Source organism: Endozoicomonas sp. ALB091, from assembly GCF_049310265.1.
Lineage (GTDB): Bacteria > Pseudomonadota > Gammaproteobacteria > Pseudomonadales > Endozoicomonadaceae > Endozoicomonas.
The window spans coordinates 1,257,168-1,270,214 of record NZ_JBLYNQ010000008.1 but is presented as its reverse complement, the minus strand read 5'-3'; the positions used below and the strand labels follow the sequence as shown (position 1 = coordinate 1,270,214).

Genomic DNA, 13,047 nt, shown 5'->3' with positions numbered 1-13,047 from the left:
TGAAAGTATTAAGGTCAATCCCTGACCCATTCCGGGCCATTGCAAGCAATACCCCGAAAGAATCCCCCTCCTGCCGAAAGCCAGCCCCCCCCTATTGCCAGCCTCAGACAAAGCATTCTGATGTCAGGCTCATTCAGCTCACCTCAAACACCATTTGCCTTAAAGACTTCGGCGATAATCTCCTGAGCTTCACTCTGCAGATGGGAAAGGTGCTCTTTCCCTTCAAAGCTTTCAGCATAAATCTTATAAACGGCTTCGGTTCCGGAAGGTCTGGCTGCAAACCAGCCCCGCTCGGTAACCACTTTCAGACCGCTAATGGCGGCACCATTGCCAGGTGCGTGGGTTAAACGGGCAATGATAGGATCACCCGCCAGTTTTTCTGCTTTAACCTGTTCTGGACTCAATGCAGCAAGCACTTTCTTCTGGGCATCATTGGCTACAGCATCGAGCCGCTGATAAACCGGAGCACCGTATTTCCGGGTAAGCTCCTGATAATGTTCGCCAGGGTCACGCCCGGTAACGGCGGTAATTTCTGCCGCCAGCAGCGCCATGATGAAACCATCCTTATCGGTACACCAGGTATTACTATCCCGGCGCAGGAAACAGGCTCCGGCACTCTCTTCGCCGCCAAATGCCATAGTGCCTGCTGAGAGACCATCAACAAACCACTTAAACCCGACCGGAACTTCAGTCACGGTACGACCCAGACCATTGGCGACACGATCAATCATGGCACTGGAAACCAGCGTCTTACCGATAGTCGCCTCTGGTGACCATTGCGGACGGTGGGTATAGAGATACTGGATGGCGACAGCCAGATAGTGGTTTGGATTCAGCAATCCATGACCACGGGTCACAATACCGTGGCGATCAAAGTCCGGGTCATTCCCGAAAGCAATAGCAAAGTCATCTTTGAGGTTGATCAGTCCGGCCATGGCGGAGGAGGATGAACAGTCCATACGGATCCGGCCATCCTTATCAAGGTGCATAAACGAAAAGGTCGGATCAATTTTCTTGCTGACCAGCGTCAGATCAAGACCATAACGATCCGCAACAGGTGCCCAATAGTGCAAACCTGAACCGCCCAGAGGATCAACACCAATGCTCAGTTTAGCGTTGGCAATGGCCGCCATATCCAGCACATTTTCCAGGTCATTCACATAAGGCCTAACGAAGTCATACTTGTGAACCTTGCCGGATCTTAGCGCCTGTTCAAAAGAGATTCTTTTAACGCCAGACAGGTTTTCACCGATCAGCTCATTGGCCCGTTTTTCCACCCAGCCGGTAATATCACTACCTGCCGGGCCACCATGGGGCGGGTTATATTTAAAACCGCCATCTTCCGGTGGATTGTGGGAAGGGGTGATGACCACCCCGTCCGCCAGCTTGCTGTGACAGCGATTATAGGAAACGATGGCATGGGAGATAACAGGCGTTGGCGTATAGCCACGCTCCTGATCGATCATGACATCCAGGCCATTGGCAACAAACACTTCCACAGCACTGATTAACGCCGGCTCAGAAAGCGCATGGGTATCCATGCCAACAAAAACAGGGCCTTCTATTCCCTGCGCACGACGATATTCACAGATTGCCTGACTGATCGCCAGAATATGGGCTTCATTGAACGAACCATTGGCAGACGTGCCACGATGACCCGATGTGCCAAAAGCGACACGCTGACTGCTTTCTGCCTGATCGGGCCGTATCGTGTAATAGTCACTGACCAGCCGGGGAATATTAACCAGAAGATCATCGGTTGCGGGTTGGCCTGCGAGGGGGTGCATGGCGGTTCCTCATTAGTAAAAATGGCAGAGAATGCCCTGGGAGCCTGTCGGACTTAAGCGTCCGGCTAGGAGGCTGTCCGAGAATAGACTGCCCTACTGCGGTGGCAGCAAATTGGTCTAAAAAGTCGGAAATTTTTAGCAAATAGAACCACTATTCACTAAAAATTTCCGACTTTTTATCCTCAATTTTCTGCCATCCTCGCTACGGGCGCTATTCTCGGACAGCCTCCTAGGCGACCCCGTAGCGAGAATTGCGAGAAATTGAGGATAAAAATTCCTGCTTCTGAGGAGAATAGCGGGGCTATTTGACGAAGAAGCAGGAATTTTTAGACCAATTTATCGCAACCGCAGTAGGACAGTCTTAAGTCCGACAGGCTCCTCGCTGGCCGACAGCAAATACAACCAATATTTGCTAACCATGAAAATACAAGGCAACTGCCTTATTTACTTTCAGAAGCTAACAGAGAAAACCGCCCGCCAACACAAAAATAAAGTAGAGCATCAGTCTGTGAGTAAGTGATTATGCTCACGATACCGACTATTCTACAGGGATGCATTGCCGTTAATCACTAACTTACCCCAACCCCGTTATTATGAAATAATGAAAGGTTTTCAGACCAATTCTTTCACCACCACAACACTGTGCCCCGGCACCTCGTACCACCCCTGATTCAAAATCACCTCTTCCCGGAAAGCTTCTCCATTATCCAGATCCGTGGATAAAACTCTTTGCCAGCGAACGGCATTGCCAGTATCAGGCAAGTTAAAGCGCCGGGTTTCAGCCTCATTATTGACCAATAGCACCAGGCTGGACTGGCTATCCACAGGGCAGCGATAGCGCATCTCCAGTGCACGACCACGCTCATCAGGCAGCATTGCTGCGGTCAGAGGTACGCCTTCAGTATTAAACCATTCAAGCTCAGCGCTGTGCCACTGCCTGTCATCTGTCTGATAACGAATGCCCAGCAATGGCTCTGACTTGCGTAGATGAATAAGCATTGAGGTGAACTGTTGCAGCTCGGCACCATCAGGGTTCTCATCACTATTGCCGTTTCCAGCCAACCACGACCAGTCAACCCAGCCAATGGGATTATCCTGACAGTAAACATTATTATTGCCATGCTGACTGTTACCAAACTCATCACCCGCCATCAGCATAGGGATACTGCGGGAAAACATCAGCGTCGCCAGCAGGTTTTTTCGTACACGCAGCCGCAGCTGTTGAATAGCAGGGTCACTGGACGCCCCTTCAACGCCATAATTCCAGGAGAGATTATGTTGGTCACCGTCCCGGTTACCCTCACCATTAGCGAGGTTGTGCCGGTGCTCAAACGACACCAGGTCGCGCAGGGTAAAACCATCATGACTGCAGATATAGTTAACACTTCCAGCCGGTCTGCCTGGCCCGAAAATATCTCTGGAGCCGGTCAGACGCCAGGCGATATCCACCACCTGGTCTTTGTCACCACGCCAGAATGATCGTATACCACCGCGATAACGGTCATTCCACTCATGCCAGTCCCTTGGGAAACCTCTCAGGCGATAACCTTCAGGCCCCAGGTCCCAGGGTTCTGCAATCATCTGCCGGGTCGAAAGAATCGGATCCTGAAATACGGCCTGAAAGAATGCGCTGTGAGCATCAAACTTCCGATGTCGTCTGGCCATGGTCGGTGCCAGATCAAAACGGAAACCATCGATCTGATAGTGCTCAGCCCAATACCTGAGGCTATCCATCACCAGCTTGATGGTTTGTGGGCTGTCAAAATTCAACGTATTCCCACAACCACTGTAGTTGGTAGACACCAGATGACCACCATGGTGATCCAGCAAATAGTAATCTTTCTCAGCCAACCCTCGCAGGCTCAGGCATGGACCATCCGATCCCGCTTCACAGGTATGGTTGTAAACAACATCCATCACTACCCGGATACCGGCACGATGCAATTCACGAACCATTGTCTTCAGTTCATCCACCGGATCATCCATAGCATAGGACGGCTCAGGTGCCATAAAGCAGAGCGGGTTATAGCCCCAGTAGTTTTTCAGCCCCAGCTTCCGCAATCTTGGCTCACTGAGAAAACTGGTCACCGGCAACAGCTCAACCGTATTGATGCCCAGCCCCTTCAGATAATCAATAACGACAGGATGACACATCCCCAGATAAGTCCCCCGCAGAGCTTCGGGAATATTGGGGTGCTGACGGGTAAAGCCCCTGACATGGCTCTCATAAATAATACTGTCTTCATAGGGGAGTTCAGGCCTGGTAACAGATTGCCAGTCAAACTGATCGGTCCGAACTACCGATTTGGGCAGCAAATGGCCGTTGTCCTGATCATTGAACGACCACTGACTTCTTTCCTTGCCGGAGTAATCATAGACGGCAGGCTGCCAGTTAATCCCCCCTTTAACTTCACGGGCATAAGGATCCAGCAGCAGTTGATGAATATTGAAGCGCAACCCCTCATCAGGTGCCCAGCGGCCATCGGCGCGATAGCCATAGACCTGACCTTCCTGCACCCCTTTAACCAATACATGCCAGATGCCCTTTTCAGGGCCATACATGGGAATGCGCTGCTCCACCCCGGCGCTGTCAAACAGACACAGCATCATGGCTGACGCTTCTGGTGCATACACCGCAAAGTTCACCCCCACCGCTGAGTCAGGAAACTCCGGGTGCAGCTGCTGATTCAGAAAGTTAGCCCCCAGATGGTGACAACTTCCCGGGCCAAGTGATTCTAAGGTTATTTGTGGCTGATTCATGTATCCGAGACACCAACTTATTGGAATGGGTTGAATTTTAATTTGATTCACCAGCAATAACTACTGCTGTTGAAAATACCCCGACAGCTAAGGAATTGTCTTTTAATAAGTTCCCGATTTCCGTTCACCCTGAGCTTGTCGAAGGGTCGTGCCACCGAACTTCGACAAGCTCAGTCCGAACGGAGTCAGGCAATGAAAATAGGGAAGTTATTTCCAGACAACTCCTAAATAGCTTCCAGCGCTTCCGATAATTTTTTCACGGCAATCACTGTCAAACCGGGAATCGGTTTTCTGGGCTGATTGGCGGCAGGAACAATAGCACGGCTGAAGCCATGCTTGGCAGCCTCAACCAGACGCTCCTGACCATTGGCCACCGGACGGATTTCCCCGGCCAGCCCCACCTCACCAAAGGCCACCAGGTCCTGAGGCAGCGGTGTATCCCGCAGGCTGGAAACCACAGTCAGCAGGCTGGCCAGGTCAGCGCTGGTTTCTGTGATCTTTACGCCACCCACTACGTTAAGAAACACATCCTGGTCACTGGTGAAAATGCCACCGTGCCGGGTAAGAATGGCCAGCAGCATGGCCAGACGGTTTTGCTCCACGCCGACAGTTACACGACGAGGGTTTCCCAGTTGGGATTCCACCACAAGCCCCTGTATCTCAACCAGCAGAGGCCGGGTACCTTCCCACAATACAGAAATAATGCTGCCCGAAGTCGCCTCCTGGGTGCGGGACAGGAAAATGGCCGATGGGTTTTTCACTTCCTTCATGCCGGTTTCGGTCATGGCAAAAATACCCAGCTCGTTCACCTGACCAAACCGGTTTTTGGTGGCCCGCATCATACGGAAGCGGGAATCATCGGTATTGCCCAGCATGATCTGGGTATCAATGATATGGGACAGAGTCATGGGGCCGGCCAGAGAGTTGTCTTTGGTGACGTGGCCGACAATCAGCAATACCGTACCACTCTGTTTGGCATAACGGGTCAGGAAAGCGGCAGACTCTTTGACCTGGCCAACACCACCGGGCACGGAGTCCACTCCGTTCATATACATCACCTGGATGGAGTCGATAACGATAATGCCGGGCTTTTCCTGCTCGGCCACCGCGACAATATTTTCTGCGGAGGTTTCCGCCAGCATTTTCAGGTTATTGGTGGGCAGTCCTAATCGCTGGGCCCGGGCAGCAATCTGCTGCAGTGACTCTTCGCCAGAGACATAAAGGGCATTCATGGACTGGGCAACGTGACAGAGCACCTGCAGCAGGATGGTACTTTTACCGGCCCCCGGGTGACCACCAATCAGCACCGCACTGCCTTTGACAAAACCGCCACCGAGCACCCGGTCAAACTCCGTCATGCCGCTGGAGAAGCGGGGTGCTTCTTCCACATCCACTTCGCTGAGGGTTTTCAGCTCAGAGAGAGCACCGGCAAAACCGGCTTTGTTACTGGCAGCAATGGAGGGAGAGGCGGCCGGTCCGAGATTGACTTCTTTATAAGTGTTCCAGGCTTTACAGTCCGGACACTGCCCCTGCCATTTGGCGGCCTCGCTGCCACACTCGGTACAAACGTATGCTTTTCGGGATTTTGCTTTTGCCATGAAGAGTCTTTGCGTAAATAGATTGAGTCTAACTGCTCAGTATGATCCGTAACAAACATTCCGTATAGAACCACAAAGACACGAAGGCAGCCTTTTTTGCTGGTTTACCGCAGCTCAGACAAGCTCAAATAAACCTTTGTGTCATTGTGGTTTCTTTTTTTTCAGTTACTACCAAATACAACAAAGTCAGACTAAATTAACGCTGACAGAACTTTGCACTAAAGGTGATTCATACAGCAGAATCATGCAGGGTTTATGATGTATAAGCCACAACCTTCACTCCTCACTTTCTTGAGGTATGCACATATTTCAGCTTATTGTTGCCAGGGCATACTTCAAAGACGCAGGCACTCACCATGAATACGAATAAAATTGGCATTATCGGCACTGGCTTTGTTGGCATGGCGGCCGCCTACTCCCTGTTCCAACAAAAGCTGGCCAATCAAATTATTCTTGTGGATAAGAACCAGGAGAGAGCCCATGGCGAAGCACTGGACCTGATGCATGGCCAGCCACTGGTGGGACGCTGCGAGGTCACCGCCGGTGACTTTGCCAGTTTGGAGGGGGCAGGCATCATCGTTATCTGCGCCGGTGTCAGTCAATCCAGCCCCGATGAGAGTCGCCTGCATCTGCTGCAGCGAAACATCAAAGTGTTTGAAGCCATCGCCAGAGAGCTTGACCAGCATGCACCCCAAGCCTTGTTGCTGATTGCCAGCAACCCAGTGGATATTCTTACCCATGCCATGCAAAGCCTGAGTCATCGTCCCAATAACCTGGTGATTGGCACCGGAACCCTGCTGGATACCTCCCGCTTTCGAACCCTGCTGGCCAACTACTATGATGTCTCACCCCAGTCCATTCACGCTTATATTCTCGGGGAACATGGTGACTCTGAAGTACCGGTCTGGAGTTCCGCCACCATTGCCGGGCTTGGCATCAAAGGCAATACGATTAATGGTCGTGAATACGATCCCGAAGCCCTGGCAGGTATTGTCACCAGGGTCAGAAAAGCCGCTTACGAGATCATTGCCAACAAAGGCTACACCAACTGGGCGATTGGTCTGGTTATTGCCTTTATCATTCGCATGGTACTCAATAATCAGCGCAGTGTTCTTCCGGTCACGGTCCGGCTGAATGGAGAATACGGCATTAGCGATATCTGTCTTAGCCTGCCAACCGTTATTGGCAGTGACGGCGTGGAGAGTATTATTGCCCCTAAGTTGGATGAGGAAGAACTGGCGGGCATTCGACAATCGTCAAACACCCTTAAAGTCTCTATGGATCAGCTGGTATAAGCCCCTTTTGTACGATCGGTAAAACACACAGATCACGCAGGACACATCAGAAGGTTTCCTCTGTGACCGGCGTGATCTTTGTGATTCTCAAAAGCCCTAAAGCGTTTCAGGCTATTCGTTCATATCGAGAACGAGGACCCACAGCCGCAGGTCGACTTGGCATTGGGGTTTTTAACCAGAAAGCGAGAGCCTTCCAGCCCCTCTTCATAGTCAATCTCCGCGCCCACCAGGTACTGGTAACTAAGGAAATCAACCACAATGGCTGCGCCATCTCTGGTAATCAGGGTGTCATCATCAGCAAGATTACTGTCAAACGTGAAGCCGTACTGAAAACCGGAACAGCCGCCACCGGTGACATATACCCGGAGCCTTTGATTTTCTTCGGTCTCATCTGCCAGCAATTCACTTACCCTGCGGGCAGCAGCTTCCGTAACACTGATTGGCTCCGGTATCACTGTTTCTACTACGCTCATTGACCCTCCCGTGCCGCCGCCCAGGCTCATGGCCATCACCTACTGATAACCCGTTAAGGCAGCGACCCGTCATTTACTCATTAGCGGGCTATTATCGGAGTAACCAACTGTTACAGTCAACTATCCACCGTTTCAATCACTTCCGCTGCAGGCATCTCCTGGTCAGCACGCTCCAGCAGAGGCTGAGGTCCGGCTGGCACACCATTCGAGTGATGCTCAAGACTGCCATTAACCTGAGACCCTATGGTCATTTCTATCACGTTGTAAAACACATTACCGGTAATCACGGCCCTGGAAGCAAGCTCCAGATGTTCTTCGGCAAAAACATTGCCACGAACATGGCCATCGACCACCACACGCTGGACACGAACATCACCTTCCACACTGCCATTATGGGCAATGGTTAACATGCCCTGATCAGCTGACACATTACCTTTAACACGCCCTTCAATATGCACGGAACCGGAAAAGTGAATATCGCCGGTAATGATTGTTTCTGACGATATGAGCGTCGTACTGCCATGTTTCGCGACGTTACCCGCTGTTTTGCTCTTGCCGAACATCCGCTAACAGCTCCTTATCCCATTGATAAATTTGTTCAAAACTCTGTTTGATTCCGCTGGTGATCCGCACCATAACCTTGACCTCTGTCGGCTGAAAACCTTCCGGTACAGTGAAGTCAAAGTACTCTCTGTCACTGGGCAGAGCCTGAAAATAGCGAAACCCCAAATCTGCGACAGCCTGATCCGACGCGATCAGCTTCTGCAGCGGTATGGTCTGTGCTTTGCCATCTTTCTCGCCAATCAGGGATACCGATAGTGTTCCTTTCAAAAACGGGTTGCTTCTCGCCACCTGGGAAATCACCAGTCGAAGACGGTACTGACCGGATTCATTCCCCCGAAGTAAACTGAAGCCCGCCACCCGCACACCGGTAGACATGTCTTCCGGAGCCAGGATGCTTTTGAAAAAAGTCAGCTCTTTATGCAGCAGCTCTTTCTCTTCCTCAAGCTTCTTTACTAACAGGCGAACATTATTGACCGCTTCACGATCCATTTTGCTGGCACTTTCCAGAATGCCCACTCGCTGCCGGAGCTCTCTGTTCTCTTCCTGCAATACTCTGGCCCTGTTCTCCAGAGTGGTATGCTGTTGCCGAAGCTGGTTCAGATTCTGGCCTGCATGATTTCCACCATACCAATAGGCAAAACCACCCAGCAAAGCAATAAATACCAATAGAAAAATTCGAATTAACTGATCTCGTTTCGGGTCATGGCGTATAACCCTGAGTTTGCTACTGTCGGGATGCAAAGCTATCCACCTTTTCCTCGGGCCCATTAAATAGTTAAGAGCCAATGAGCCTGCAACCTTCCTGCAACAGCACCTGAGAGCCACTATTAAAAGGATGCGCCTTATTCTGAAGAACTTAACCCGGATATTTCATAAACATGCTCCCGCTCTCGCTTGTCCTTTGCCGCTCTAAGGGAATTTTGTTCAGTCGACCGTACTCCCCGGTACGGCGCTCCCTCACAAAATCCCTTAGAGCGACAAAGTCCTCGGCTTTGGCATCCTGCGTCGCCCTATCTCCCACATCCATGTGGTCGTACGCGAGATTCGGGGCAGTTTATGAAATATCCGGATTAACAGCGGGACTATACACAAGCCGAAAAAACATAACAAACAAACCGGCAAACTTTCGCCACACCCAAAATTCAGTCCTGGCCAAACATCTGAAGAAGCGGTTTGGCACAGAAAAAAGCCAGCGGTATGATGCACTTTTAAGTAGTTGGCCAAATGGAATCGTATTTTCTGGCTAAGTGGGCAGTTACTATGCAAGGCACAACGTAGGGAGCATAGCCGTAGCTATGTGACCGTAGTTGTAACGCCGCAGAGTGACTGCCCACTTAGTCAGAAAATACGATTTCATTTGGTTAACTACTTACCGTTCATCAACACTGCCTTCTGATATTATATGATCGATAAATGGACAACCTCACTTATCCAGCCACCGTTGAGATTGGCTGCGTTGCAGTTAAAGCATCGTGGCATCACACCGGACCAGGTCACCGTTGCCGGTTTTCTGATGGGCATGCTGGCAGTCCCATTACTGGCCTTTGAGTTCTACTCACTGGCTTTAGTGATGATTCTGGGTAACCGGATACTGGATGGTCTTGATGGAGCACTGGCCAGACTGGGCAACCCCTCAGATGCTGGCGGGTTTCTGGATATTACCCTGGATTTTATTTTTTATTCGGCCATTGTCATGGGCTTTGCCCTGGCGTCACCGGCACACAATGCGGTGGCAGCGTGCGTCCTGATTTTCTCCTTTATGGGCACCGGAGCCAGCTTTCTTGCCTATGCCATCATGGCTGAGAAACATCAGCTGTCAGACCCGCGCTTCAAACACAAATCCCTGTATTACCTGGGAGGTCTGGCCGAGGGTACAGAAACCATTGCGCTGTTTGTGCTTTTTTGTCTGCTGCCCGGTTACTTTCCACAGCTTGCCCTGGGTTTTGCCGCCATATGCATTTTAACTGCGGCTCTCAGGGTCTGGTCTGGTTACCAAAGTATTGAGCAGGCAGAGAAAGAAAAGCACCAAAAGCCAGCCTCCCAGGAGCCTGTCCGAGAATAGCGCCCGTAGCGAGGATGGCAGAAAATTGAGGATAAAAATTTCGTTTTGTGAGGTGAATAGCGGGGCTATTTGCCGAACAAAACGGAATTTTTAGACCAATTTGCTGCCACCGCAGTAGGGCAGTCTATTCTCGGACAGGCTCCTAGCCCGGATATTTCATAAACTGCCCCGAATCTCGCGCCGGACTTTGTCGCTCTAAGGGATTTTGTGAGGGAGCGCCGTACCGGGGAGTACGGTCGACTGAACAAAACTCCCTTAGAGCGGCAAAGGACAAGCGAGAGCGGGAGCACGTTTATGAAATATCCGGGCTAGGGATTGAGCCATTTTTTAGAGTGTTTTTAACAAATTCAGGAAACTGCATTTGCAGCAACCCCTGATTTGGCCTTGGATACTCAAGCTAAATTTTCTTCACCAAGCGTTGCTATAAGGTTTCTTACATAATCTTCAGTGAGCTCAGCACAGCAGGTAAGCAACCTTCTTTCTACCGGACGTTTGGTAAGCTCATCTACATCTGATACGTGCATATCTTCAACTTTATGGAGTCCATTAAAGATGATGCTATCGCCAGGTTTTTCGTATTCAACTGTTTTTATGGTTTTTCCTACAGGAACGCACTTAGTATCTGATTCTTCTGCAAAACTTAATGCTCCACCAGAAAAACCATTGTTTTGTTGGATATAGGGGGATAAAAGAGTTGTCATGCTTAAAGAAGAGGCATCTTTATGCCAGGGCATATTACATATCTCTTGTTGTGCCGGGGTAAATATATACCTGAGCACTCCACAATGAACCTTCACAGTAAAATTCTTCCAATTGAGTTGGCGCCCCATGGATTGTAAGGCCTCTTTACACATTTCATTTATTGACTCTGTATGTGGCGCAAAATTTTGGTCAAAGCCCTCTGTACCTGAAAGCTTACCATTTTCATCAAATGTTACTGTTGAAAATACACGGTTCACATTTTCAGCTCTAATGTTGACTCGCTGCATTTGATTTCCATTGTTAAGGAACTTACAGGTAGGCAAACTATCAATTTCCTGATGTGCTTTTTCCATGGCTAATTTTGAAACAGCATTAGGCACTTTAATAATTATTTTTCCAGCATAATTCTTTCTTTCAGATTCTGTTACCTTTTGAGACATTAATATCTCTTCAACATAATCAGCATTAGCTATATTAGCTGCAATTAAATTTTCTTGAAATGGTTTAGCTGAATACATATAAAAATTCCTTACTATCTTAAAATATCATATTTAGATTTTAAGGTGGAATGATCTGACAGTGTGTTTAATAATTTTCACTGCGAGGGGTTAAGATAACTGACACCACTGAACAAAGAGAAATTATCCAAATAGCTGTAATCTTTCAGGTCAGGAGATTAAATAAGCTGGCTAATCGTCCCACTATAAAATCAAGCAATTTTAATATAGTCTAAATTTTAAAAACTCCCAGCACGCCCTAAAAATAAATGAGCAAACAATTAAGTTCAACTGGTTGGCACCTGACACAACTATGATTCGGGCGGTAGCCAGCCGGTTAATTTAAACTGTATTCTCCACCTGCCCATACCAGCCTTACAAAAATCCAGAAGGCTGAACCTGCAACACCCCTTGGTTTTGGAGTTAAGTTAAACTAAAGCTAAATTTTCTTCACCAAGCGCTACTGAAAGATGTCTTACATCATCTTCAGATGGATTAGTAAAGCAAACAAGCAACAATCTTTGCACGGGGCGTTCTTTAAGCTTCTTTTCATTCAATACATACATTTTTTTAACTTTATGAAGTGAGTTAATATTATCAAAGATGAAGCCGTCTCCTTGCTCTTTGTATTCAAATGTTTTTATGGTAGATTTTTCAGAAATACCAGAAGAACTTCTAGGAAGAGTACTAGAAACATTTGAATCTTTTGCAAAACTCAATGCTCCACCACAAAAACCATTATCGTGTTGATTATATGGAGATAACAGTGTTGTCATGGATAAAGTACATTTATCTCTATGCCATGGCATATTACATATCAATGTTTGTTCACTGGTGAATGGGTACCTGATCAAAGAGCACCAAGCCTCCACAGTACAATTCCTCCAGTGGAGTTTGCGCCCCATTGTTTGCAAGGCCTCTTTACACATTTTGTTTATTGAATCTGTATTCGGCTTAAAATTTTTATCAAAGACCTCTGTATCTGAAAGTTTACCAGATGCGTCAAATGTTACTGTTGATGGAAATAGATATTTATTATGTTTTTCTGGATCAATGATTGTGATATCCTGAAATTTATTTCCTTTGTTTTCAAAATCGATTGTAGCTAATCTATCAATTTACTGAAACGCTTTTGCCAAGGTTGTTTTTGAAACAGTATTTGTTACCTTAACAATCACTCTTCCAGAATTATTTCCCGCCTTTATTGATTCCTTATTATCAGATAAGGATGAACCTTCAAAAGAATCAGTGAAAGCCACTGTAGACTCAGCACTTGATGATGCGGTTGAATACATATTAAAAATGCCTA

11 protein-coding genes are annotated in these 13,047 nt (G+C 48.5%); 2 read left to right on the top strand and 9 right to left on the bottom strand.

What is annotated here, in order from left to right:
* Nucleotides 1-143 precede the first annotated feature (143 nt).
* From pgm to radA, 3 genes are all read right to left on the bottom strand, one after another.
* Nucleotides 144-1,787, bottom strand: coding sequence for a phosphoglucomutase (alpha-D-glucose-1,6-bisphosphate-dependent) (gene pgm, locus ACO6UX_RS21900; protein ID WP_422450411.1), 1,644 nt, complete (start codon nucleotides 1,785-1,787; stop codon nucleotides 144-146).
* Between the two features lie 612 nt (nucleotides 1,788-2,399).
* Complete coding sequence (gene glgX, locus ACO6UX_RS21895; RefSeq protein ID WP_422450410.1) at nucleotides 2,400-4,547, bottom strand: glycogen debranching protein GlgX; 2,148 nt, start codon at nucleotides 4,545-4,547, stop codon at nucleotides 2,400-2,402.
* Nucleotides 4,548-4,771: 224 nt separating this feature from the next.
* A complete protein-coding gene (gene radA / locus ACO6UX_RS21890) occupies nucleotides 4,772-6,145 on the bottom strand; it encodes a DNA repair protein RadA (RefSeq protein WP_422450409.1) in 1,374 nt (457 codons plus the stop codon).
* 356 nt (nucleotides 6,146-6,501) lie between these two features.
* On the opposite strand from radA, the gene ACO6UX_RS21885 reads away from it, so the two are divergent.
* Nucleotides 6,502-7,440, top strand: coding sequence for an L-lactate dehydrogenase (locus tag ACO6UX_RS21885; protein WP_422450408.1), 939 nt, complete (start codon nucleotides 6,502-6,504; stop codon nucleotides 7,438-7,440).
* Nucleotides 7,441-7,559: 119 nt separating this feature from the next.
* Here the strand turns inward: ACO6UX_RS21885 and erpA are convergent, their stop codons facing one another.
* The 3 genes from erpA to ACO6UX_RS21870 all read right to left on the bottom strand — a co-directional run bounded on the left by erpA (nucleotide 7,560) and on the right by ACO6UX_RS21870 (nucleotide 9,218).
* Nucleotides 7,560-7,913: an iron-sulfur cluster insertion protein ErpA gene (erpA, locus tag ACO6UX_RS21880; RefSeq protein ID WP_101747158.1), complete on the bottom strand. Its 354-nt coding sequence runs from the start codon at nucleotides 7,911-7,913 to the stop codon at nucleotides 7,560-7,562.
* A gap of 116 nt (nucleotides 7,914-8,029) precedes the next feature.
* Nucleotides 8,030-8,476 carry a bactofilin family protein gene (locus ACO6UX_RS21875; protein WP_422450407.1) on the bottom strand — a complete coding sequence of 149 codons (447 nt, stop codon included), beginning with the start codon at nucleotides 8,474-8,476 and terminating at the stop codon, nucleotides 8,030-8,032.
* Entirely contained in the window at nucleotides 8,448-9,218 is a 771-nt protein-coding gene (locus ACO6UX_RS21870) for a DUF6776 family protein (RefSeq protein ID WP_422450406.1), read from the bottom strand. The genes ACO6UX_RS21875 and ACO6UX_RS21870 overlap by 29 nt, the downstream gene beginning before the upstream one ends.
* Before the next feature lie 661 nt (nucleotides 9,219-9,879).
* Between ACO6UX_RS21870 and ACO6UX_RS21865 the strand changes: the two genes are divergently transcribed.
* Nucleotides 9,880-10,539, top strand: coding sequence for a CDP-alcohol phosphatidyltransferase family protein (locus tag ACO6UX_RS21865; protein ID WP_422450405.1), 660 nt, complete (start codon nucleotides 9,880-9,882; stop codon nucleotides 10,537-10,539).
* Nucleotides 10,540-10,931: 392 nt separating this feature from the next.
* Here ACO6UX_RS21865 and ACO6UX_RS21860 read toward each other — a convergent pair whose 3' ends face one another.
* The 3 genes from ACO6UX_RS21860 to ACO6UX_RS21850 form a co-directional block, all read right to left on the bottom strand.
* Nucleotides 10,932-11,759: a hypothetical protein gene (locus tag ACO6UX_RS21860; protein ID WP_422450404.1), complete on the bottom strand. Its 828-nt coding sequence runs from the start codon at nucleotides 11,757-11,759 to the stop codon at nucleotides 10,932-10,934.
* A gap of 407 nt (nucleotides 11,760-12,166) precedes the next feature.
* Entirely contained in the window at nucleotides 12,167-12,514 is a 348-nt protein-coding gene (locus ACO6UX_RS21855) for a hypothetical protein (protein WP_422450403.1), read from the bottom strand.
* A 342-nt stretch (nucleotides 12,515-12,856) separates the two neighbouring features.
* Nucleotides 12,857-13,033 carry a hypothetical protein gene (locus ACO6UX_RS21850; RefSeq protein WP_422450402.1) on the bottom strand — a complete coding sequence of 59 codons (177 nt, stop codon included), beginning with the start codon at nucleotides 13,031-13,033 and terminating at the stop codon, nucleotides 12,857-12,859.
* Between the last annotated feature and the right edge of the window lie 14 nt (nucleotides 13,034-13,047).